Source organism: Bacillus sp. EB106-08-02-XG196 (assembly GCF_013396335.1).
GTDB lineage: Bacteria > Bacillota > Bacilli > Bacillales > Cytobacillaceae > Neobacillus.
On the sequence record NZ_JABWSY010000003.1, the window covers coordinates 160261 to 182459 of the forward strand.

General features: G+C 40.2%; 33 protein-coding genes and 1 tRNA gene. 25 read left to right on the plus strand and 9 right to left on the minus strand.

The features are described 5' to 3' along the window. Positions 1-992: 992 nt before the first annotated feature. A complete protein-coding gene (locus MLOOGBEN_RS06565) occupies positions 993-1589 on the minus strand; it encodes a restriction endonuclease (protein WP_256988923.1) in 597 nt (198 codons plus the stop codon). Between the two features lie 188 nt (positions 1590-1777). Here MLOOGBEN_RS06565 and MLOOGBEN_RS06570 point away from each other — a divergent pair, with 188 nt between their 5' ends. The 3 genes from MLOOGBEN_RS06570 to MLOOGBEN_RS06580 all read left to right on the plus strand — a co-directional run bounded on the left by MLOOGBEN_RS06570 (position 1778) and on the right by MLOOGBEN_RS06580 (position 3011). Continuing rightward, on the plus strand, positions 1778-1966 hold the full coding sequence (locus MLOOGBEN_RS06570; RefSeq protein ID WP_179157454.1) for a helix-turn-helix domain-containing protein: 189 nt from the start codon (positions 1778-1780) through the stop codon (positions 1964-1966). A gap of 120 nt (positions 1967-2086) precedes the next feature. After that, positions 2087-2326: a hypothetical protein gene (locus tag MLOOGBEN_RS06575; protein WP_179157455.1), complete on the plus strand. Its 240-nt coding sequence runs from the start codon at positions 2087-2089 to the stop codon at positions 2324-2326. Positions 2327-2393: 67 nt separating this feature from the next. Beyond that, a complete protein-coding gene (locus MLOOGBEN_RS06580) occupies positions 2394-3011 on the plus strand; it encodes a hypothetical protein (protein ID WP_179157456.1) in 618 nt (205 codons plus the stop codon). Positions 3012-3039: 28 nt separating this feature from the next. Here the strand turns inward: MLOOGBEN_RS06580 and MLOOGBEN_RS06585 are convergent, their stop codons facing one another. Then, complete coding sequence (locus MLOOGBEN_RS06585; RefSeq protein ID WP_179157457.1) at positions 3040-3219, minus strand: hypothetical protein; 180 nt, start codon at positions 3217-3219, stop codon at positions 3040-3042. 276 nt (positions 3220-3495) lie between these two features. On the opposite strand from MLOOGBEN_RS06585, the gene MLOOGBEN_RS06590 reads away from it, so the two are divergent. After that, entirely contained in the window at positions 3496-3639 is a 144-nt protein-coding gene (locus MLOOGBEN_RS06590) for a hypothetical protein (protein ID WP_179157458.1), read from the plus strand. A gap of 311 nt (positions 3640-3950) precedes the next feature. Here MLOOGBEN_RS06590 and MLOOGBEN_RS06595 read toward each other — a convergent pair whose 3' ends face one another. Then, positions 3951-4157, minus strand: a complete 207-nt coding sequence (locus tag MLOOGBEN_RS06595; RefSeq protein WP_179157459.1) for a helix-turn-helix transcriptional regulator — start codon at positions 4155-4157, stop codon at positions 3951-3953. A gap of 141 nt (positions 4158-4298) precedes the next feature. On the opposite strand from MLOOGBEN_RS06595, the gene MLOOGBEN_RS06600 reads away from it, so the two are divergent. Both MLOOGBEN_RS06600 and MLOOGBEN_RS06605 read left to right on the plus strand, forming a co-directional pair. After that, a complete protein-coding gene (locus MLOOGBEN_RS06600; protein ID WP_179157460.1) occupies positions 4299-4505 on the plus strand; it encodes a hypothetical protein in 207 nt (68 codons plus the stop codon). 91 nt (positions 4506-4596) lie between these two features. After that, the gene (locus tag MLOOGBEN_RS06605; RefSeq protein ID WP_179157461.1) at positions 4597-4872 is read left to right on the plus strand and encodes a hypothetical protein; all 276 of its coding nucleotides are present in this window, start codon (positions 4597-4599) and stop codon (positions 4870-4872) included. 267 nt (positions 4873-5139) lie between these two features. Here MLOOGBEN_RS06605 and MLOOGBEN_RS06610 read toward each other — a convergent pair whose 3' ends face one another. After that, positions 5140-5379, minus strand: coding sequence for a helix-turn-helix domain-containing protein (locus MLOOGBEN_RS06610; protein WP_179157462.1), 240 nt, complete (start codon positions 5377-5379; stop codon positions 5140-5142). Positions 5380-5560: 181 nt separating this feature from the next. On the opposite strand from MLOOGBEN_RS06610, the gene MLOOGBEN_RS06615 reads away from it, so the two are divergent. The 3 genes from MLOOGBEN_RS06615 to MLOOGBEN_RS06625 all read left to right on the plus strand — a co-directional run bounded on the left by MLOOGBEN_RS06615 (position 5561) and on the right by MLOOGBEN_RS06625 (position 6466). Continuing rightward, positions 5561-5866 (plus strand): hypothetical protein, encoded by a 306-nt coding sequence (locus MLOOGBEN_RS06615; protein WP_179157463.1) that lies wholly within the window; start codon positions 5561-5563, stop codon positions 5864-5866. Between the two features lie 76 nt (positions 5867-5942). Further along, on the plus strand, positions 5943-6158 hold the full coding sequence (locus tag MLOOGBEN_RS06620; protein ID WP_179157464.1) for a hypothetical protein: 216 nt from the start codon (positions 5943-5945) through the stop codon (positions 6156-6158). Beyond that, positions 6155-6466, plus strand: a complete 312-nt coding sequence (locus MLOOGBEN_RS06625; RefSeq protein WP_179157465.1) for a hypothetical protein — start codon at positions 6155-6157, stop codon at positions 6464-6466. The genes MLOOGBEN_RS06620 and MLOOGBEN_RS06625 overlap by 4 nt, the downstream gene beginning before the upstream one ends. Before the next feature lie 391 nt (positions 6467-6857). Here MLOOGBEN_RS06625 and MLOOGBEN_RS06630 read toward each other — a convergent pair whose 3' ends face one another. Beyond that, positions 6858-7022, minus strand: a complete 165-nt coding sequence (locus MLOOGBEN_RS06630; protein ID WP_179157466.1) for a hypothetical protein — start codon at positions 7020-7022, stop codon at positions 6858-6860. Between the two features lie 314 nt (positions 7023-7336). On the opposite strand from MLOOGBEN_RS06630, the gene MLOOGBEN_RS06635 reads away from it, so the two are divergent. The 14 genes from MLOOGBEN_RS06635 to MLOOGBEN_RS06700 all read left to right on the plus strand — a co-directional run bounded on the left by MLOOGBEN_RS06635 (position 7337) and on the right by MLOOGBEN_RS06700 (position 15954). Next, complete coding sequence (locus MLOOGBEN_RS06635; RefSeq protein ID WP_179157467.1) at positions 7337-7513, plus strand: hypothetical protein; 177 nt, start codon at positions 7337-7339, stop codon at positions 7511-7513. 5 nt (positions 7514-7518) lie between these two features. Continuing rightward, on the plus strand, positions 7519-8946 hold the full coding sequence (locus MLOOGBEN_RS06640) for a TOTE conflict system archaeo-eukaryotic primase domain-containing protein (RefSeq protein WP_179157468.1): 1428 nt from the start codon (positions 7519-7521) through the stop codon (positions 8944-8946). Positions 8947-9054: 108 nt separating this feature from the next. Continuing rightward, positions 9055-9909, plus strand: a complete 855-nt coding sequence (locus MLOOGBEN_RS06645; RefSeq protein WP_179157469.1) for a hypothetical protein — start codon at positions 9055-9057, stop codon at positions 9907-9909. Between the two features lie 86 nt (positions 9910-9995). Beyond that, positions 9996-10211 carry a helix-turn-helix domain-containing protein gene (locus MLOOGBEN_RS06650; protein WP_179157470.1) on the plus strand — a complete coding sequence of 72 codons (216 nt, stop codon included), beginning with the start codon at positions 9996-9998 and terminating at the stop codon, positions 10209-10211. Between the two features lie 46 nt (positions 10212-10257). Next, the gene (locus MLOOGBEN_RS06655) at positions 10258-10467 is read left to right on the plus strand and encodes a hypothetical protein (RefSeq protein WP_179157471.1); all 210 of its coding nucleotides are present in this window, start codon (positions 10258-10260) and stop codon (positions 10465-10467) included. Beyond that, complete coding sequence (locus MLOOGBEN_RS06660; protein ID WP_179157472.1) at positions 10464-11030, plus strand: HNH endonuclease; 567 nt, start codon at positions 10464-10466, stop codon at positions 11028-11030. Before MLOOGBEN_RS06655 ends, MLOOGBEN_RS06660 begins: the two co-directional genes overlap by 4 nt. Continuing rightward, positions 11027-11176, plus strand: coding sequence for a hypothetical protein (locus MLOOGBEN_RS06665; protein ID WP_179157473.1), 150 nt, complete (start codon positions 11027-11029; stop codon positions 11174-11176). The genes MLOOGBEN_RS06660 and MLOOGBEN_RS06665 overlap by 4 nt, the downstream gene beginning before the upstream one ends. Beyond that, positions 11154-11540 carry a hypothetical protein gene (locus MLOOGBEN_RS06670; protein ID WP_179157474.1) on the plus strand — a complete coding sequence of 129 codons (387 nt, stop codon included), beginning with the start codon at positions 11154-11156 and terminating at the stop codon, positions 11538-11540. Before MLOOGBEN_RS06665 ends, MLOOGBEN_RS06670 begins: the two co-directional genes overlap by 23 nt. A gap of 134 nt (positions 11541-11674) precedes the next feature. Then, positions 11675-11974, plus strand: a complete 300-nt coding sequence (locus MLOOGBEN_RS06675; protein ID WP_179157475.1) for a hypothetical protein — start codon at positions 11675-11677, stop codon at positions 11972-11974. A gap of 156 nt (positions 11975-12130) precedes the next feature. Next, positions 12131-12475, plus strand: a complete 345-nt coding sequence (locus MLOOGBEN_RS06680; protein ID WP_179157476.1) for a hypothetical protein — start codon at positions 12131-12133, stop codon at positions 12473-12475. Continuing rightward, positions 12468-14504 carry a phage tail protein gene (locus MLOOGBEN_RS06685; protein ID WP_179157477.1) on the plus strand — a complete coding sequence of 679 codons (2037 nt, stop codon included), beginning with the start codon at positions 12468-12470 and terminating at the stop codon, positions 14502-14504. The genes MLOOGBEN_RS06680 and MLOOGBEN_RS06685 overlap by 8 nt, the downstream gene beginning before the upstream one ends. 92 nt (positions 14505-14596) lie before the next feature. After that, positions 14597-14908, plus strand: a complete 312-nt coding sequence (locus tag MLOOGBEN_RS06690; RefSeq protein WP_179157478.1) for an HK97 gp10 family phage protein — start codon at positions 14597-14599, stop codon at positions 14906-14908. A 16-nt stretch (positions 14909-14924) separates the two neighbouring features. Then, the gene (locus MLOOGBEN_RS06695) at positions 14925-15491 is read left to right on the plus strand and encodes a hypothetical protein (RefSeq protein ID WP_179157479.1); all 567 of its coding nucleotides are present in this window, start codon (positions 14925-14927) and stop codon (positions 15489-15491) included. 13 nt (positions 15492-15504) lie between these two features. Beyond that, positions 15505-15954, plus strand: a complete 450-nt coding sequence (locus tag MLOOGBEN_RS06700) for a phBC6A51 family helix-turn-helix protein (protein ID WP_179157480.1) — start codon at positions 15505-15507, stop codon at positions 15952-15954. A gap of 80 nt (positions 15955-16034) precedes the next feature. On the opposite strand, the gene MLOOGBEN_RS06705 is transcribed toward MLOOGBEN_RS06700, so the two are convergent. Then, positions 16035-17288 (minus strand): hypothetical protein, encoded by a 1254-nt coding sequence (locus tag MLOOGBEN_RS06705; RefSeq protein ID WP_179157481.1) that lies wholly within the window; start codon positions 17286-17288, stop codon positions 16035-16037. A gap of 501 nt (positions 17289-17789) precedes the next feature. Here MLOOGBEN_RS06705 and MLOOGBEN_RS06710 point away from each other — a divergent pair. Beyond that, positions 17790-18599 (plus strand): ATP-dependent DNA ligase, encoded by an 810-nt coding sequence (locus tag MLOOGBEN_RS06710; RefSeq protein ID WP_179157618.1) that lies wholly within the window; start codon positions 17790-17792, stop codon positions 18597-18599. Between the two features lie 188 nt (positions 18600-18787). Beyond that, complete coding sequence (locus tag MLOOGBEN_RS06715; RefSeq protein ID WP_179157482.1) at positions 18788-19900, plus strand: DUF3800 domain-containing protein; 1113 nt, start codon at positions 18788-18790, stop codon at positions 19898-19900. 82 nt (positions 19901-19982) lie between these two features. Here the strand turns inward: MLOOGBEN_RS06715 and MLOOGBEN_RS06720 are convergent, their stop codons facing one another. The 3 genes from MLOOGBEN_RS06720 to MLOOGBEN_RS06730 form a co-directional block, all read right to left on the minus strand. After that, positions 19983-21017: a tyrosine-type recombinase/integrase gene (locus MLOOGBEN_RS06720; protein ID WP_179157483.1), complete on the minus strand. Its 1035-nt coding sequence runs from the start codon at positions 21015-21017 to the stop codon at positions 19983-19985. A 175-nt stretch (positions 21018-21192) separates the two neighbouring features. Beyond that, positions 21193-21266 (minus strand) — tRNA-Arg (locus tag MLOOGBEN_RS06725). A gap of 67 nt (positions 21267-21333) precedes the next feature. Beyond that, positions 21334-22041, minus strand: a complete 708-nt coding sequence (locus MLOOGBEN_RS06730; protein ID WP_179157484.1) for a YwaF family protein — start codon at positions 22039-22041, stop codon at positions 21334-21336. Between the last annotated feature and the right edge of the window lie 158 nt (positions 22042-22199).

Here is a 22199-nt window from a genome sequence, read left to right on the forward strand (position 1 = left end):
TCGGAGTAATTGCGATTTATGGCGAATATGAGCAAGTGGCGTTCGATAGTGTAGTCGGAATGAAGGTCGTTAATTGACGCGATTTAAAAAAGCCAGGTTGACCTAATCACCTGGCGAACTACATAATATTAGTCCGTAAATTAACCGAAAAATTTAAACGAACTAAAAAATGGCACGGAGTATCGCAATACAATATAAATCATTATAACTGTGAGTGCGATACCTATAATAGGTCGAACAATTAGTTCTTCTAACAATTCTAAAATAGCATTGATCAAGTAAGGTTACCTCCGAATTATGTATTTTTATATGTAAATAGTACCATTTATATTCACGAATTATTGTTACATTTGGATTAAATTGTTATTTCAATTATGAGGAGAATAACCTAGCTACGGTTCCGACCAACATTAGTGTATTGCCGAAACGTTCCTTTTTTGGACAAATACGAGGGCTTAGCATCTATTTCACCAGCCCAATGCGCCCGGTGCGCGAGCCCTGTCGAAATCCCACCGTTCAATCGGAAATAGTCACGGGAAATACACGCCGGTTTATGCACTGCGATAGCCAGTACGGCAGCTCTTCGATCGGTACAAATGGCGTTATATCAACGATGTATAAAAGAACGCATATCGTCGTTGTTTACATAATGAATAAACGTTGATGTAGAGCGGTTGTTGTAATAGTTAATTGCGGATAACGCACATTTTACGCAATTATGTTGAATATGGTATGCAGCGCTATGCAACGTTAGCCATGTCGAAAAAAGGCCCCGGCGGGGGTCAAAATCTCCGACCCTCTCCAGGTAAACTCAAACCGCGAGCAACAAATTTTAGCTCCCGGGGTAAAAAAATTCGCTACAATTTCGAAATAATCGCAGGGTTGATCGCCATGTCTCCGTTATAGCTTTATATATAAATATATATGTAATACGTTACCGAAAACGTACACTTTTTGACGCAATACAAAAAGGCCCGACAGCTTGCCGAGGCCTACCATAACATTTTCCCTAATTCATCCCGATTAATAAGTCTGACTCTATTTACCTTCGCAAGTTCAACGGCTGCAGGTGTGAAGTATTGATTTGTTACGACAATAGCGCCATTTGCGTTATAAAAGTTAACGGCTGCAACGACTTGCTGAACAGCGCTTACTCCAATATTACTGTTATATCTCTTCGCCTGAACAACGTATACTTTAGTGCCTTTCCGTAATATTAAATCAGCTCCATAATCGCCTGACCCTTGCGTAACTTCAGCGAGATAGCCTTGGCGCTCGAATACCGGTTTTAGAAATTGCTCGAATTCCAATCCGTCCATTTTATCAATTTCTCTTATATCGATAGGAAGGCCGCTCTTATACCGTTGGGTCTTTATAAATACCGAAATCATGCCGAATACAAATTTGCGGAATGGCTTATGTGTTAAAGCCAAGAAGAAAGGCATTAATAACATAATTAATCCGGTAGAAACATCGCTGGGATTTTCGAATATAAAACTAAAGGAACCGATATACCAGGCAATAACAAAGTAGCCGATCATTAACTTGTTTAATAAATTTTTTCTAAGTTTGCGAACGATTTTGTACATATGGAAACGCTCCTTAGGATGTTTATTTATATTTTTAGCTAAAAATTACCACATTATACCATTGTGAAATTAATAGATAAGCTGACGCAAATATGACGATTAACCACGCTGGAACATGTTACTGTATAATGAACTCTCCCTTAGATTTATAAAAGGAAGTAGGATCAGCTTATCTTTAGGAGGATATCATGGAAAAAGTAATGCTTGATGTGAAGGACGTAATGGCAATGACAGGAATAGGGAGAAACAACGCATATGAACTTCTTAAAAGCGGAGAGTTTCAAGTAAAACGTATAGGAAATAGATATTTAGTACATAAAGAAACATTCGAAAATTGGCTTAAAGGTGAGACCACGAAAAAGAAATCACGTTGGTAACTGGTGCATTTAATAAAAGAGCTGAAAGTTCAAATTTACGGACACACAACGTCCTCATTTCCTCGCAGGTATCGGCAGCAAGTCATCGAATTCCTAACGTAGGAAAGCGAGGCGATCACGATGTTCTTATTTCGGAAAATGGACAGCATTAATATTAAGGTAAGGGCGCTAAACGCTGGCGGCTATGATGCAACGATAAGTGACGGCACAATGACCGTATATAATAACTACGGCAGTACGCGCGAAGCTGCGGAGGAAATGGCGCGGTACCAGCTACGGAAATATAAAGCGGACTCAGGTAAACCGCGGACCAGTTACCACGATTTTACGACGCAAGCCCGACGCAATAAAAATAATTAACCGCGCTGGGAACTTTTACCTTATACTAGACGTAGATAGATATATCCATATTAAGGGAGGGTTACATATGAAAAAGTTACTAGTTTCATTGTCTGCGGTACTATTATTTGCATTAACCGGATGTGGAGCGGACAAGGCTACGGAAGAGCTCGACAAGAACGACAAGAATAAGGCGGAGGCTAAGGTCGAAGATGAAGCGAACAAAGCGGAAGACAAGAGCGCTGACACTTCAACGGAAGACAAAAAAGCGGAAGACGTCTGGACGTATTATGACAACGCGAAGTGGTCCGATAACTTTAACGGCTTGAAGCTTGACGTTGAGAAAGTCGTTGTTAGCGACATTGCACCGACCATGGAAGATGAAAATGCGAAGGCATCTGCAGTTGGCGTTAAGTTCAAAATGGAGAATACTACGGAAGGCAAATTTACTATTTATCCTGACCAGGCAGTCTTGGTAACGAGCACTGGCGAACAAATAGACATGCCGGATATGTGGGTATCGGATAGCATCGGTGGTGAAATTGACAAAGGAGTAATCAAAGAGGGCAATATAATTTGGTACTTAGAACGAGGACACGCTGCAGATATTACTTGGATTAAAATGAGTTTTAACGGCCGTGTTGGCGCAGAAGACCAGTTTGACGGTGAATCGAAGGACTTTGAATTCGAAATTAAATTGAAATAAAAGAAGGCCCGGGCGCTATGCCTGGGCTTTACGTTTGGATATCGCGAACTTTAACGTCGTGCTCATCGATGTACTCAACAACGCCAAGTAATCGCTTAATGGCGTAGTCCTTGTCCGCAGTCTCATCCGCAATCAGCTCGCCAGTAAGGTCAAGGAGCTGCGTTTTAATGCGGGCTATCGTTAGTTTTGCCTCTAGTAAATCGTTCATATACTTTCCCTCCGCTATTTCAACTCGATAAATTTGTCAAAATTCCCTGTTTTTTTGCCGAAAATCGAACGAAATCTTATTCTTTCTCCGATTTCCAGCAAATATTATATTTGACAAAGTAAAAGTTTTTTGTATAAAACACAATATGTAGTAGTGTCGAAAATATTTTCGGTACTATATATTGATTTGTATACCTTGGCTATGGTAATTTTAACTAGTATGATAGATTGTACAAATCGTTCATACCTCTATCTTTAAAAGGAAGGAGGAATTGCCATGAACTGGGAAGATTGGGAAAGGTTGATTTTTCGATTAGTTGGGGCTACGTTTCAGGCATTAAGCTGGAACAATAGTCGTAAGCTTCTGAAACGAAACAATCCGCCAAGCCAGGAAGGCAAGACGGATCATCACGTAGGATAGTTTCTTTTCTTTTCTTTGGAGACCTAGTGTGGGAGCTATGGTCTCTTTTTTTCTATTTCTGTCGAAAATGTCTATGTTTTTATATTAAGTTAGCGTACTTCTTAAGTCAACCAGAAAAGTTGCACCGTAGAATTTATTTTTTATGCGTCATTAAACTCGTCTTGTAGGGATTCGAAAATGACCGCTATTACCGCAATTTTTATTTAATAATCGAAGTCTTACACTTTCCCCAAGGACGCTGACTCTTTCTTAAGTCAGCTTATTCGGCCATTTCCGAAATAATGCAGGTCCAGACGGTCATACCGCTAAATTTATTTTACGTCCTCTTTTACCGCATACAGGTCGTCCACTTTAACGCCCAGCAACGCAGCTAATGCGAAGGCCTGCGGTATTGACGGATAAGTCTTGCACGTGCACCAATTCGATAGAGTGTTCTGTGATATGCCGAACCTCTCACATATCTCCGGCCTACTATACTCCGATTGTTTTATCCACGATCCTATTAAGCTTACCACCATGTTCGCATCACCTACTATATAAATTCGACGAAGTTGTCCGAAAACCTTTCACAAGATTCTTTGTAATTTTCCGAAAAAAGTTGTGATAGTTTGGTATTACCGCTCATACCATTTACTATCAAGCGATAGGAGGCGTTAAGGATGAGCAATAAGAGAGTTAAGTCGGTTTCTTTTAATGTTACCAATCCGCAAGATAAGGCGTTTTTAGACCGTCTGGAAGAAGAGAAGATTGAGTTTAGCGGATACGTAAAGGAGTTAATTTTCGCAGATATGCAGAGGCGGAATGCTCCGCTCAAAATCGTAAAGCGAAGCGATAGCGGAGGAATTAAAATTGTCGTAGGCAAGTAATACCGGTCTCTTCAACGGGCCTATTGCGTAACAGTGTAACGCGGTTGACGTTGTCAATTGTCACGACGATTTCAAAAGGGAGGTTATCGGATTGATAGAAGGAAAAGGTTTAGGCGGGAAGAAAATTAATCGAGTGAATGTTTCGCTGTCCAACAAGATTGAATCGAAATTGCGACGCCTGGCAACGGCCTGCGATATGAAGCCGACGACATTGGCCGGACTGCTTATCGAAAAGGGACTTAACGACGCCGGGCTTGTCTCGGAACTGCAACGCGAGTATTGCAAGGAGTCGGCCTATCGCGTCGTTGTCGTTAATAATAACGGTGAGCTTAACTACGTCTTAACGGGTCGGGAGGACTTGCGATGAGTTGGGTCGGTTTTATAACCGGAGGCATAACCGTCATTATGGCGTATGCTTTATTTTCGGCAGGCGCTGAGGATGACGAGGAACTATTTGCGGAAGAGTCGGACCTGGTAATTAACGAAGGCAGTGGCCGACATGTGACGCTGAGTTGCCAAACTTGCCGCAAGTTAAAGAGGCACCGGGAAGTAAGGCCGAATGTATTCCAGTGCTGCAAGTGTAAGAGGCACGTTGATATTAGCGCATGAAAAAGGCGACCTTTAGCGGGTCGCTTTATTTATATTCGTATGAAATTATATCCTCTATGCCATATCTATGCTTTAGTCTCTTTTCTATCGCAAGTCGATTGATCGTGTCTAAAATGCTAATTAAAGTGTCTACCTCGATCCGGCTTACGTCACCTTTAACGTAGGATGAGACGGTAGCTGGTCGAATCTTACCTTCAACAGCTAAGGCATTCATAGATATCTCCAATTCCTCTAGTACGTCTCCTAATTTAAACTCTAGTGTCATATTTACCTCTCCCGAACCTCAGTTTCTATATTTTCTATTATAACTTATTTTACGGAAAAGTTTCTGAAAAAGTTTCCAAAATTTTTTTAATTTTTACCTTGACGGTTTTACTGCTGGAGTTATATACTCTAATTAACCCAGTGGTATTACCGCAGGAGTTAAACTTCAAGGGGTGGGCGCGATGATAGAGACGGTTTATTTGCGTGAACAGGATAACGACGGTTCAGAAATCTTCGGGTCATATCAAGCGATCATGATAAAAAACAGAGCAGTAGTAACATTTGATGAGGAAGGGATGAGTATTCATCGCCTAAAGGAGGGAACAGACGACATTGATTTTAGCTTTTCATTATTTTTTGCTCACTTTTTTCTTGTAGGGGATCCCAGTGAAACTATTGATATCAAAAAGGTCAGCAAAATGACAGTCGTTGAGTTTTTCGAATACTTAGTGACACTGAGAGAGGCCCGTATTAAACAGTCGGTGTAATGCCGACAATCTTTTTGGATAATGTGCGAAAAATGAGGAACGAAATTAGGTATATCTTTTAAGGAGGAGAAAAAGAATGATTCAAATTCGTTATGTAAAAACAATTGTCGGTTGGTTCAACTTATATGTCGCAAATGGTGATCCAAAACCGCCAGTTACAATCTCACCAGCTAAAATGTCGGAGTTATTTCCGGAAATTTCAAAGAAAGCGAAATTCGGTTGCGGGGAAATTAGCGCAATTCAAGCAGCAATCTTATTCGGGCGTATTATAAAGGAGGTAAGAAGCGCATGACAGTACGCATAATTAAGGCTGTATATACCGTTTCGGATGATCCGGATTTCGGAATAGTGGAAGACGAAGTTTATCTATTGTCACCTCAGGTTATTTTCGAGAGGCATGATAACGACGCAGTAATCATTATACCTAACGAACCAGTTCGCGACGACCAAAACATCGTTTATGTGGATCGTGCAGACTGCGGAATGCTTGAAGTAGATTTTCTTGAGGGAGATAACGAACGAGTAAACGCTCTAGGCTTAGAATGGCTAGCAAATGCGTCATTTCTTGAAGTTATTTATAAACTTGCTGTAAAAAAGTAAGAGCCCGCCTTTATGACTTGGGAGGTCCAGGCGAGCCTAAAAATACTCTAGGAGTTGATTATATCACATGCGTTTGAAAAAAGTTAAGGTGAGTGATCCAGGCAGCGGTGGATTTTAAGCGACGGCAATCGCTTTAGAAATAAAGGGTACGGCAATACCTACCGGTAATCGTGACGTTGGTACGTCGAAGGCAAGGGCGTATCAGCAAGCGATTTTAAATAGCAGCACGACTCCGGGTGGAGCTCCTTCGGTGGCACGAAGAAATTGTGCTTGGAGCCGTCACAAGTCTGCTGACCGACATCGGTGACGGGCGGCAACCCAATAGGCAGCGCCGAGTATACAATTTTCGAGGTCTGATTCGCAGTGGCATGCGGGTCAGGCCTTTTTCTATTTATAGAATACCATAACGAACAAATGTTCGCAATGCTAATTTATATTTTTTTAATAATAATTCAGCTTCTCTTCTTAAGAAGTCTTCAAGTTTTATTTCTCCTAAAAATATTTCTTTTCTAATCTTAATTTTTGACGTTGAATCCCGATTTTTCTTCTTGGTCATATTTAATCCTCCTTTTATACAACCAGTGTTGCCATTATTAGAAGAAAATTACGTTGAAGTGTCCGATTATGGAATCCATCGCGACATTAATTAGTATACGGGTGTCCGAAATAGAATGTTGTTGCGTCAAATTACACGTAAGGCAAAAATTTTTTTTAACCAATAAATGTCCGATTTTCAAGGGTTTGACTGTACCAACTCTTAGATACACTGCGCGGATGTGCTTGGTCGTCCTTATTTTAATATGTAAGGTATTTTTTTTCCGCGGCCAGTCCGCGTTCACATAAATAAAAAATTACGGAGGGGATAACGAAATGGAAGAAAAGTACAAGTGCGTTCTAAGCGTTAGAGTCGCTAAGGAACTTGTCGCAAAAGAGTTTAGGTTAGTCGACATTGAGCCAAGCCGACGATATCCTGGCAAGCTAGTTTTCGTTTTTCTAAATACGCCCGAGCTTGATGTTGAGTTAGCGAAATTCGAGAGGAAGGGATGAGTTGATTGTCGAAACAGCCAACAGAGAACAGCCGCAAACTTATTTACGCAAAAATTAACGAGCTCTACATTCAAACGCGCAGCAAGTATCTAGTTCAATTTCCAGACAGTTATGTGACGTTTAATAAAAAGCATAGCGCCAGAGTGGTCGTTCTAAACGACAGTATGTTAAAGACGCATATAGATGGCGATCTGACTTACGGAATTTTCAACGGAGGCTATTTTAACAAATTCATAACCTTCGACGTTGACTTTAACGACAAAGGTCTTGCGCGCTGGGCCACGCTAAAGCTGATCGACGTGCTAGTTCGCGAGTTTAATATTAAGCGACAGGACATTCACGTAAGTGTTAGCGGTAATAAAGGCTATCATGTCGATATGTTCTTCGATAAGCCAATACCAGTTAAAGAGATTCGCGCATTCTATGACAACGTAATCGCCACGGTCGGCAAATTGCAGGACGGTCAAATAGAGTTCCGACCATCTTGGACTCAAGGCGTAAAACTGCCGTTAGGCGTTCACCAAAAGACCGGCAATCGGTGCTGGTTCTGCGATAACGAAACGTTGACACCTATTAAGTCCTTCGATTATTTGCTCGACGTTGAACCGATGGACTCGACGATAATAACCGAGGCAGACTTCGGACTCACTGACAAGCAAGCTAGTGAATTCGAGGCGGTTGCGGCCGAAACGAATATCATGGCCAACGTGATAGACGTATCCGCAGCATTACAAAAAGCACGTCGCATACTTGAATCGGGAAGGCTTACCGAAAGTAACAGCAGGCACTCGACCACTTTGACGCTCGCGTGTTTCTATAATTCGCAAGGATTTGAGCAGGAAGAAGCAGTCGAGGCGATTATGGACATTCTTAACGCCACACCGCCGCAGTATTTCAGCAAAGGTAGCACGCCGGACCATTGGCTCAAAGAGGCGAAAAGGCTTGTCGCTTATGCTTACGAGAAAGATATGAAACTCGGAAACGCGGACAAACAAGTAACCATTTATAAGTCCGAAATACTGGCGGTACTGCAATGCGGCACATTCAAGCAAAAGCAAATGCTTTACGCAATGCTCGTAACAAGCAAGCGCTACGGGCCGACGTTCTATCTTAAGACTAAGACAGCGATGGCAATGATCGGCACCACTTCGAGGGAAACCGTTCAGAATGCAATTAAAACGCTGGTACAAAAAGGTTACGTTGAATATCGGCGAAAAGGTGAGGTAGATATTGCGAAAAGTCTTGAGCTCGGCCAGTTTCGCCACAAGCCTAACAAGTATCGTCTATTACTTCCGGAAGTTGCAGATGATGAGCCGAGCGTGGAGGTGTCAAATGAGCAGTCAGTGGTCGATGTTGCATTAAAACTGTGCGATGTAAAGGAAATCAAGCGGTATGTAAAGCGTAGGGAATACGAGAATAAGTGGGCGTTATAGGGCGGTGTTTAAAAGCTCTATATATATAAATATGTTATTACGTTACCGATTTTGTACACATTTATCCAATTTAATTGTAACACAAAACAGCCAAAAGGGGAAAAGAAAATGAAATCAAACGAAGTAGCTATTTTAACGATTGATAACGCAGTAACTTGGGCGCAGGCCAGAACCGAACTCAATAAAACTATGCTAAAACTTCGGACTGCTTACGGATACGCACCGCCAAAAGATATAAGTTATAACGAAATGGACCAGCGCTGTAAAGACCTTTCGAAAGCGGTGTACGTCGCTATGGAGGTTTACGTTGAAAGCACCGGAAGGTTACCGGATCGAATGCGAAATCTATCTCTATATAAAACTTCGAAAGATTTCCCGCTTAAAAAGTACGAAGGGCTGCAGGCATACGCAAACGTTCCAGACGATCGTCTAAAAAAGGCGCCATTATACACCGCAGAGGCAGCGGGAAATTTACTAAACTTCAATGCGGATTATTTAATTAGGGTTGCTCATCAAGAAGCTGTCGCGAATAGAACACGTAAAGAATGGGCTCGCCTTGAATACGAGTATGTGGAGCGAAGTGATTATAATTTGCGAGATTTATATGATGATTTAATGGAGCGATTGGATGCGACTGAAGATTATATAACATTCGAGGAGTACCGTGTGGAGCGAAGGAAGTGGAGACGTTGTAAATATTATGCTTGCGATAATTACTTCCCGATAGCAAAGGACCGTTTTATTCATCCTAAGGTTAAAGCACGCAGGCCTAACGCTGAGTATTGCTGTGATGAATGTAAGAAGGGACAGGAGAATGCACAGGTTCGATTTGAGAAGACTGGGACATATTTACCTGATCACGCTTACGAGTACATTTTAGAGGAAACCAGGGAGCGAAAAGAAAAGAATCATATGGCAAAAAGTCCGGAAAATATTATAAAAATTAGCGATAAATCGAGGTAAACCGCCCTATTTGCACCAATTATTATAGAAGGGCATTTTGCCCAATTAATTTACCGGTTTAACGGAATAAAAGGGAGGTTGTGCAAATGGACGGAATGAAAGCCAAAGCAATACGGTACTACATGGGTGAGTCAATGGAGAGTTTCGGAAAGCGGATTGGAGTTGCGGCCTCAACGATTAGCGCTATAGAGAACCTTCAACGTGATGTATCAGACTATGTTCGAAGTAAATTAATTCGTCTTGAGGCTGGTTTACCAGATGACTTTTATGCTTTTTATGAAAGATTTAAAACGGAGACATAGTAATCCAAACATAACTTAACATGAAAATGGAGGAAGTGCAAGAGAGATGAGCGGAGAAAAGGCAATTCATACAACCCTTTGTGTACCTGGCCGAAATTACCCGCACCACCAAAAACAAATAGTTGCGAAAGTCACGGACGGCGAAGAAACAAGGTATTTCACATTCGGACCGCATTGCACTCAACGCCAAATCACTGAAATGATTCCGCGACTTTGGATGGATTTCCGATTTAGAAAGAGGGGGAAGAGCGCATGAATGGGCAAATGGAACAACGGACATGTAGGATTTGTAATGAGGTTAAGGTATTAGGTCAATTCGAAATTGATCGCCGTTATAAAGATGGACATTTTACCAGCAGATGTAAGGCATGTAAGAGCGCAACGCAATCGAAGGCAGCTAGAGCACTGCAACATATGCGTGAAAAGGCAGCTAAAGAAGGACGGGAAGTTGAAGTTACTTTGAACGAAATCGAAACGTTATTTGAAACATTTGATAGCTGTGCTTATTGCGGGAAGAAGCAAAGTGAATCCGACGAAGTTTTCCACATTGAACACATAATTCCGAGGTCTGCAGGCGGTGCTGATACACTTTCAAACTTGACTGTAAGCTGCCCTGAGGATAACCACAAAAAAGGTGTGAAGCCTATAGTCGCATATTTCTTCGAAAATCGCGAGAGGATGAGCGATGCTAGATTTGTATTACTTGCACACTATGTTTCTATTACCAGCGGACAACCTGTTGAGGATGTTGCCTATGATATGGCTAACCAGTTTGCGGATTATGAAATGCAGAAAATAAATGCGGATTTAAGCAAATGATTTATTCCGATAGACAGTACGAAATCCATCGTTTGCAAAACACACCAGGCTATAAAATTGTTGCTGAAATATGGAAGGAAGACCGGTTAATCGCGGCTCTATTTACAAAAGGAGTAGATAAGCTTGAACGACGTTATTCACATTGATGTAGCGGTTATGCGCGATGAAAAGGGAAACTTCGGTGTTGGCGCTGAGTTTCTTCGAATCAATGATCCAGTTAAGGTTGCGAGTTTGTTCTACGATTCTAGTGAATTCAACTCCGCTAACCGTTGTTTAAAAGCGGTATTGCCTGAATTAATGAGGGAAGCAGACGCAAAAACCGTCCGGTTTCGGTCAAAAATGGAGCAATTTAAAAGGCATGAACATTTCCAGCGGTCCTTAGCAATTTTAGCACAGCAAGACGGACTAACGGTGTTCGTTTCGCATAGACGTAAGGGGTTATCGATAAATACCAAAGTGTTGGCTTTCGATGCTCTCAGTCGAAAAGAAAGTATAGTCGCTGATATTTAAAAGGGGGAGTAAGAGATGGAAAAGAAAGAACAAACGCAAAACGAGGACGAAAAGCAAGAAAAGACGGGCGAGGAAATTGGTCGCGCGTTATATGAATCACTAAAAAGAAGAGGAAAAATTAGGGGGGCTAAATAATGAAAACTTACACACCGGTCAAGAAAACTCGCAGTCAATTAAGCACTCATTTTGGGTCAGTAGAAGAAATGGAAAACTTCCTTAGAGAGAATCCGAAATATGAAAACGGTGGGGTATTCCACGGCTATACGGGGTCCTCTGGTGTTGGAGTAACGTTAAATGAAGTGGGGGACTTAATCAAATTCGGTAATGAATTCGAGAGATTTGAGTTTTTGCAAACCAATAAAGAATACGAAATCGAGGAAGCTGTTACTTATCAAGGAAAGCCAGCAGTTTGGGTAAAAGCGAAAAGTAAGTAGCGTCTACTTCGAGGAGGAGCTCTTAGGGGCTCCTTTTTACATATCTCGCGATGAACCAGCGGTCAGCCATTCCACTGATGGGAGCGATCATATTGAATCTGACAGTCCTAACGGGCTGTCTTTTTATTTTATCTAAAATGGCGCGGAGGTGACGAAATGAAAAACGATTTAAACGAAGTTATTTCGATAGTAAACGAGCATGTTACGCAATTAGGTCAATGGGTTGCGAGTCAGCAAACAAAATGTAAATCCCTTGATGATGTGGACGCTGTATTTAAACGCGCAGAAAGCAACTCGAAGTTAGGTCTTGCGAAATTAGATGCGCTCAATTTACCTGCTGAAACTAAGAAGCATGTCGATTTTGTCCGTTTAATATTCAAAAACCAAATTGCCGCTTTCAATTACGGCACTAAGCGGAATTACAGAAAGGCGATTACAGTCGCTAAGCAGACTGCGAAATTAGCGAAGTCTTTTGAAAGGAGGATCAAGAAAAATGTCTAATATGAATTTAACGGTACAGGTTGGCGCTAATATAGCCGGACTTACCAGTGGTTTAAGAAGAGCCACGCAGCAAATGACCGGAATGAGCGAAACAGTCCGCGGTATTACAAGAACGATGTCGGGACTATCAGAAAGAGCGCAAGGAATGGCTCGCGACTTACAAGAAGCGTTCCGAACTCCTCGCGCTGATATGACGCAATATCGGGAAAGTCAAATCGAAATTTCACATGGTTATCTGGAGCTGGCTCGAAATTCTGATGAATATGCAGGCAGAACCGGGGATCTTATGTCCGCGTTAGCAGACCTCGGCAACCAGCAACGGCAATTATCGCAGAGCATGATCAGTAATAATATCGCGGTAAGGACGAGTTTCCTTCAGTCAATCGGGGCTGTACTAGGTGCTTCAACGCAAAGCTCGTCTATTGCGTCGAACCTAGAGCGCATAAATAATCCGTTATATAACGTTAATCAAGGCTTATTGCGCGTTAGTGGAGGAATGGAACGGATGGCACGAGCTGGAACTCCCGCTGTCTTAGCGCTTCAACAACTAGGACCCCAAGCCTCAATGGCGCAGCTCCAGAGTCAGATAAGGCTTATTAACGCGGGTATCATGCGAATGGGTGCCGTTGCTTTAGTTGCTGCAGGAGCTTCCGTGTTACTTTACGGAGGGCTTCACAAGGCAGCTAGTGCGATGAATCCGAAATACGCTGAATCCTTTACGAACATGATCGAAAAGCTAAAACAGGCTTTTAAACCGATGGTTGACGTGTTCGCAGCCGTCATGACACCGTTGTATAATTTCGTTGCTAAAATTGCAGAAATGGCGATTAAATTTAACGAGGCTCATCCGACACTCGCGAAAATGATACAAGGGTTTATGATGCTCTTACCGATATTAACCTTGATATTAGCACCTCTAGCCGTCGGAATTGGTATGTACGGAGGCTTGGCAGCGGCTATGAATGCCGTTTGGTTAGTTATCGGACCACTAGTAATCGGATTAAGTAGTATGATGGCAACCGTTATGTTAGTCGCTGCAGCCATTGTCGGATTTGTTGCGGCATTTATTTATGCGTATAAGCACATCGAAGGCTTCCGAAACTTCATTGACACTACTATGGCAGCGATTAAGAGTGCGTTTGATGTCGCGTTTAATTTTGTCAAGGGTATCGTTAATTCCGTCATGGCTGAGCTATCTTTGACTATCAAGAGTGGTCTTAGCCAAATAATGGCATGGTGGAAGCAAAATGGCGAGGCTATTATGCAAGTAGTCCAACTTTACTGGGCGAGTATCTCCGGTCAAATCAGGGTCGCGCTTGGCATTATTACGGGTATCTTCCAGGCAGTCTTTCCGGTAATCGTAGGTGTTGTCAAAGTAGCATGGGCGGTCATTCAAGCGGTCTTCTCGACGGTTGTAAACGTAATCCTCGGCATTATTGGCACGTTCGCTAAGCTATTTACTGGCGATTTTAAAGGCGCTATGGAAATGGTGAAAAATACTGCGAGTACGATCTGGAATAATATCGTCAGTATCTTTAAAAGTATCAATCTTGCGGAGATAGGACGTAATATTATCGCTGGATTAGTGTCGGGGATCAAATCTATGGCTTCGGCAGTCACGAGTGCGGTTTCGGGAATCGCGAAAGCTATCCCTGCGAAAATTAAGTCATTCTTGGGTATTCATTCGCCTTCGAGAGTTCTTATGGAATTGGGTGAGTTTTCCGGAGAGGGATTTGCGAATGGTATCAAAAACATGATTAACGAAGTAAAAGGTGCCACAGCGGACATGGCTTCGGCTGCCGTTCCGTCGCTTGCATACGCCACGCCTAGCACTTCTGGGTACGCGGGAGGTACAGCCGAAAGATCGCTAAATAAAGCCGCGAGTAACTCTGGTTCGCAGAAGGTGACAATTGAAATTCCGCTTTATCTAAACGGAAGCGAAATCGCACGCGCAACGTATGACGATATTAATCAGTTGATGTCTAGTGACTTTTCAATGAAGGCTAGAATGAGCGGAATGAGAAGGTAATAACGGGCTCGGCTTCGGCTGGGCCTTATTTATTGGAGGTGCTTTTAATGGCACGTAATATGAACGTTCACATTACCGGTATTGATGATGTCTTGCGCAGGCTTAGCGATGAAGCTGCACGAGACTTAGTGGCGGACATTGACATAATTACCGAACGAACAGTTCGTACGATGGCGAACGAAGCGGCTACAAATGCACCAGTTAAGACCGGTAAGCTTGCTGCCTCGATTCCTCCGTCCGTTGAAAAATTGGACGACATGGCGTGGCAGTTTGGTTCCGATGTTGAATATGCTACCCGCCAGGAATATGAACATGCGAGCAAAAAAGGATTCTTCCGTAAAGCTGTTTGGGATAATCGCGAGAAGTTTCGGCAGGCAGTACAAAGAAGGATTAACGAGTTATAAGAATAGGAGGTCAAGTATGAGCGATATTGAAAAAATGAAAAAAGAAATCGATGAATGGCGTGCTGACAGGGCTAATCGTGGCCTACCACCTAATCCGCCAGATAATTTCATCCCATCTGAAATAGGGTTCCTTTTGGTTGAGCGATGCCGACACATTTATGATTTTATAGTAAAGTACGCTAAGTTGTGCGACGACGCTAACGAAATTCTTCCTATCGACGTAACCAAATTTGACTCATACAATAAGGACTTGGACTTAATAAATGAAACTATTGGCGGTGATGTCCTTAGTTCCTACAGTATTGGAATTAATTATGGGCTCGATACAATAAAGAATCCCGGCGCACTGTCACCAAGGGAGTATGTACGTAGGTTATTAAGAGCTGTAGAGCTTGCTAATCTCGGATTACAACAACCGCTCAGTAGTATTGTATACGACAATAATTTGAATTCAATGGAGAATCAAAAGCATTATGCACGGGTTTACGCATCATATGAACGTTATAAAAGTGATGAGAAATTATTAAATGCGGAGCTTGAACGATTGTACGCACACTATGAATCAATTAAACACCTATACTAAAGGAGGAATTCGAATGCGATCAATGGAGGAATTAGAAATTGAACTGTCGCCAATGCAAAGAAAGGCTGCTTGGTTACTTGTTCAAAACGATCTATCGACGTCTCTAAAAGGCGAAAAGAAAAATCTAGAGGATATTGCCGAGGAATGCGGTGTGGACACTAAAACGTTATACAATTGGCGCAAAAAGGACCGCAATTTTATCGAGTACAAGAACGCAATAACCGACTTAACACTCGACGATTTTTATTCCGAGGCAATGTCGATGTTAATGAAGCTTGTGCGTGGGACGTCTAATAACGGAATAGGGTCGATTAAGGCGTTAGAGCTGTATCTTAAGGCGACTGGTCGGTTAATAAACCGTTCAGAGGTTACGACAAATGATATTGACTCACGCAAAACACGGCGATTGACTGACGCGGAAGTGTCGGAAAAATTAGACGAACTGAATAAATTGGTTAACTAAATAGATTTATTTAATAATGTCCAATTAAAAACAAAAAAAGCACCTAGATTCTTTTTGTGAAATCTAGGTGCTTTATATTCTTATTGACCAATAAATGGTTTTATAAAATCAATTATTTCATCATATTTTTCTTGGGAAGGCCGAGCACCAGACTCTTCAACAGCTGATCTCTGAAGTAGTCTAATATTTGCGGTATCCAGGGAAAATTCCATATTCACCACTACTGCGCCACTTTCTACCTGAGTGATGATTTTTAAAAATTCGATTGCTTTCGTGTTTTGAAGAACTGATAAATTTAACCAATAAAGATTACTAGTTGAAATACACTTATTACCGGTATCCTTAATTGTTATTTCAGCGTATTTCCTGTCTTCACTTTGGGTATCTCTGAATTTGATTCCAACAACATCGCCCAATTCATTTCTATTCAATGTAGTGGCAATAATCGAGAGTACTCCGGTATTGATATATTCACGAGGAGTAATTTCATGAGAAGCTGGTGGGTTAAACTTTTCACAGACTGCATTTGTAAATATTTCAATCTCACTATCAAATTCTTCGAGTTTTACGTAAGCTTGATTACGTTTTTCATTTAGTAAATATTCTTCTAAATTATAAAGAGATGTTTTAAAATTATCAATCTCAGAATACTGGATATCTGGTTTTAGTGAGCTTATAAAATTAAGTGTGTTTTCGATTCTACCAGACATTGTACTTACTTTTTCTGACTCACCAACGATGTTGTCAACATCCCGTAATCGTATATGAAGTAACTGTCGTCTGAAGTCGATTTCAACTATGGTTGGAAATACTACCTCTTTTGTTTCTTCATTTTTTTGTTGAATGTTTATTATTTTACTATCTAATAGTAGTACCCTGAGAGACTCAATACCATTTTCATCATCGGCTATTCTGTATCCGCAAATAACATAATCTCTAATTGTTTTAGCATCAATGTTGTTAATAATCCTATGTTCACGCGGTATTTTCCAACTATTTAGTAGGTACTCGATGTCTAATTGCTTTGCCTCATTTAAAGGAACTGAATTCAAATTGAAAAGATAGGTGTTAAATAAAGAGTCCTCCAATATAAGGAATAATATTTCATCTAAGTCATATTCAGAAATTATCTCATTTTCTAGCCCGTATATAAGACTTCTTGCTACAATAACGGCAGTATCTGCTTTATCGTCTTCTTGTCTAAATGATGTATATATTTGATTGAAATTTGGAAACTTGTTAATATATTCAAGTTTGTCGGCAACCAAATACTTTTTTAAATATTGGTTAAAAAGTAATACCTTTTGTAAGTATTCACTATTATTCTTTTTCATTGTACTCCCCATTCCAGAAAGGATTTGATTTAATGAAGTTTAAAATTTTTTATAAGGCGAATTATCTAGGTGAATATCAAGATGAAGTTTTATATACGAACAATGATGTCATTGGACCTGGAAGTGTATTAACTTTGGCAAATAGCAGATTTAGTGTAAGGAATATAATGGTTAGGAAAAATGGAGAAATAGTTTTAGAAGTGAGTAAATAGTACCTCCTTTGTAGAAAAATAATTCATAATACATTTATTCGACAACTTCTTCTAGAACTCCTTTTTAAAAACGCAAATAATACAATATGTTGTCGTTTTTATTATAATAATATCTTGTGGTTTTACTTTAATGGGTAATTCTGACTAAGGGCCATTAGGCTCTTTTTTTATTTTTTAGGTAACTGGTTCTACATCGACGTACGCAAAAAGCAATAGTTTCCATAAAATTTACAATTTGATTATGTTAGAATAATAGGCGAGGTGAACTATATTGACATTCATATCGCCAATGCTTTTACACAAATCGGATCAGCCGTTCGACTCCTCCGACTACATCACGGAGTTAAAACTCGACGGAATTCGTTTAATATATTCCGTGGACAATGCGGGCAAAGTGCGCCTGTATTCACGTCATAAAAACGATGTAACATCAAAATTTCCTGAACTGGCTGCGCTCGATATTCCGCCAGGCACCGTGCTTGACGGCGAGCTAATCGTTAGCGACACCGCAGGTAAGCCGGATTTCGAGGCGATGATGAGCCGGTTTATGAGTTCGAAAGATCGTACACCAGTCACTTTCGTTGCTTTTGACATAATTCAACACGAAGGAAGCAGCGTGACTACTCTTCCGTTATTAGATCGTAAGGAGTTACTTGCGGAAATCATTCCGACCGACTCTTCGATATTAGCAAAAACGCAGTTTATCGAAGGACACGGCGAAGCTTATTTTGACGCAATTAAAGTGCAAGCCCTCGAAGGGATTGTTTTAAAGCGTAAGGACTCACGTTATGAAGTCGGCAAACGTTCGCAATCATGGCTGAAGGTTATCAATTACCAGTACGCGGACGTTCAAGTCGTTGGATATCGTAAGCAACCGAAGGATTTCGGCTGGCTGTTAACGGACGCTGACGGGAAGTATATGGGCGTTATGGAGCTTGGTGTGCCAGCGCAAGCAAGGGCGGATGTGTATCGTGCTGAAGTTTCGCAGGAGACGGATGATTTTGCTTACCTAGCTGCGCCAATTCGGGCGCGCGTGAAATATCGAAATTTAACAAAGGCGGGATTATTGCGACTGCCTAGTTTTGTAGAGTGGACGTGATTGCGTCCGCTTTTTTTATGTGATTTCAGCAATAACTAAAAGTAATATAACCCTTTCTCTAAATTTATTTAAATCAATGCTTTGTTTTGTTGTTGACAAAAATGTACTTTGTAGTCAGTTCTATTTCATAATTTTGAAAATGTTTGTTAAAATGGTACAAAATATAGTTTAAGAGGCGTTGTCGTTATATGGTATATGGATATGTTAGGGAGCAGTTAATCGAATTTTACAAATCTATTGATAATAATTTAAATTTTGATGTAAATTATACTTTTTATTATGATGAAACGAATAATTGTAGAATATTCAGAATCAAGGATGGGAAACTAAATGTCGATAAAAATAAAGATTATATATTAGGGGGAGTGGCGCTTGACAAAGAGATTCAAAATATTAATGACAATTTTATAGAATTAAGAAATAAATTGCATATACAATCAAACTTAAAAGAAGTTAAGTTCAAAAATCTATGTGGTCAAGGAAGTAACTTCTTAAAATGTATTTCAAGTAATAAAATAAAATATTTCTTATCGTGGTTGTTAGAAAAAGATATTTATATTCATTATCAAATTTTCGATAATTTGTATTATTCTTTAGTTGATATAATTGATTCATTGGAGACGTTCAGTAATCTAGATGTAGCGAATTATTATAAAACCTTGTTATACCGATTTGTGTATGCTAATACTGAAGTCTTTATAAAAATTTTCGAAAAACATAAGTACCCGAATATCAGTGAAAAAGACAGTGTATCTTTCTATGAAGATTTAATTAAGAGCATAAAAGGTACTACTCCAGAATCATTATCTAATAAAAATGAATTAATAAGTTTAATCGAAACAAATAAAATGAAAATACCAATTTTTCTATTAAACAATACGGACTTGCTATTTATTAATGAATACAAGTTATTATACGAGAAAAATATATACATGTTTAATCAATCATATCATTATTTTGATGAAGAGCATGAAGTACAGAAACAAATGCAACCTATTCGTATAAATAATAAGTTACTGACAAATTATGAATTTAAAAAATCTCATGAAAATATTTACATTCAGTTGTCAGATATAATAGTTGGGTTACTTGGCAAATTAATCGAATTTATTAAACCCATTAGAAATGAGGATATTGAGTATGTCTATGCTTCTTTAAATGATTACCAAAAAGATGGTTTAGAATTATTAATTCAAATATTACATAAATCTTACAACAAAAATGGCGCACTAAGAAATAGCTCAATGAATTTAGACTTGAATTATAAATTTGACAAACTTATGCGCTTCGACAGCATTTAAAGTTATTCTTATTTTCGTAAGTTTATAACAGGCTCGGCTGTTAATTTGGCCATAATAAAAAAACAGCCCCAAAGGCTGCTTGTTAAACTCGAATGCCATTCCGTTTCATAATATTTCGAACGGGCGAAAACTTATTATGTTGCTCGCGGATATGCTCGTTATCCATCTGTACATATTTGCGAGTTGTCTCTATTTCAGCGTGGTCCAGTATGCGCTGAAGTGTAAAGATGTCACCGCCATTTAATACGTAGTTCCTTGCGAATGTATGCCGAAACATATGAGGATGTAGCCTAGGAATATTCAACTTCCGCTTCAATCGATTTAATCTACGGCGAAATGCATCGTCGGTAAAATCTCCGCCATAAGCGTTCATAAATACCTGAGCGTCCTCCCCGAAATATTGCTGTGTTTCGTCGAGTAATTGCCGCAACCTCTTAGCAACTTCACGGCTAATAGGGATCTCGCGTGACTTCCGATTCTTTGCAATCCGAGAAGGCACCGTCACCGTTAAATCCTTGAAATTGATTTGCTCTGAGGTTAATGATAGTGCCTCACCGATCCGTAGTCCGGTATCTAATAACAATAGAATAAGTGTCTTATCGCGCCATTGTGCGAATTGTCTATCGTCATAAGCGGCCAGTATGGTGTCAATCTGCTCATCTGGAATGCCAGGAACCTCTTCATGCTGATCATCTCGTACTTGCGAAATATTCACCGTTGGATTATCCGGAATAATCCCTTCGGTCGATAAGAAGCGGAAAAACGCACTCAGTCCGCGAATTCGTATATTAATAGTATGTACGGATAATCCTTTACCGCTGCGTTTCCGTTGTGGGTCTTCCGCATATGGTGTACGTTCAGTGCGAAGGTAATTAATATAATTGCGTATTGTGTCCGCCTTAATCTCATGAATCTCTGTGATATCATCGTCCAACCATTCCCGGAAATAACGGAAAATATCGTGATATCCTTTGATTGTACCTGGTCGGACTCCTTCCGCAGTTTTGGCCCGAATAAAGATTTCGATGGCCTCATCGATAGTATATAGGACATGCCGAGACTGTCGGACTTGTGGCGCCTTTACCGCGCCTCTTTCAGTAATAAACTTACGTTTCATGCGGTTTTTACTCCTCCTAGTATCCAGCCGCAAGTGTCCTACAATCACCTATCGGGGTCCTACAGTGCTAAAATTGACGTCCTACAGACAACGAAAAAAGCGCTATGTCACCGCATTGTCACCGTATTGATTAACGGATAACAAACCGCGATACATAGCGCTTTTCTAACGGTTACGTCCCGAAGAGGATTCGAACCTCCGACCTACAGTTTAGGAAACTGTTGCTCTATCCTGCTGAGCTATCGGGACACATTTATTAGGAACGTTATTTATTATAAATAGTTAAAGCTAAAAGGTCAATAAATAATTTCCTTTTCTACCTTTTATCGCCTTTCCTGAAAATTAACCATACGAAGAGACTAAGGGTTATTAATAAAAACTCCATTGATAAGATGTACCATGGGTAGGGACCAAGAAGGTTTAAAAGGCTGGCACTATTGGGTTTATGGCTCAAAAACATATAATTCCCATCGACTGCCTTATTAATAAGCATGATGAACGGCATCAAGACATTTAAAAAGACAAAGAGTTTTACGACGGACCATATGGTTGGTCTATAGCCTTGTACCCAAGTAAAGTAGAAGACAACCCAAATCATCATTAAATGTGTATAAAAGAAGTGTAAAAAGCGGAAATGCGGGAAATCAAAATTTAACAATGGGGTAAATATCGCCTGAGAAGCACCCAATAAAGCTGTAAATAATAATATTTCATAAATAAATTTTTTTCTCGTTAACAATAATAATATAGATAAAATGAGGCTGATGCTGCACAATTCTAATGGAATCGCATGACTGACAGCCCACCGATCATTTACAACCATCCAAATATGATAACTAACCTCAATCAGCATTAAAGATATCCCTATAGTTACCTCAGCTTTTCTCCATTTTTCATCCTTAAATTTTTCTCTTTTAAGATAAATAACCATAGAGCCAATAAAAAGAATAGCGATGATGACAAAATGGCTGACAGAAAACATTACAAAATCATATTCCTTAAAACTGCCTCCAAACCAACTCATTTTTGACCACCCTTTTCGATTTGCTACTATGAATTATATGCGGGTATGTCCCATTCCCGACCATAACAGGATAAAAGAAATTTCTACCTAATCTAAGTCTACCTGAAATATGGTATAATAGTTTGTCGAAGATACTCGAAATAATTAAAACGTGGGGG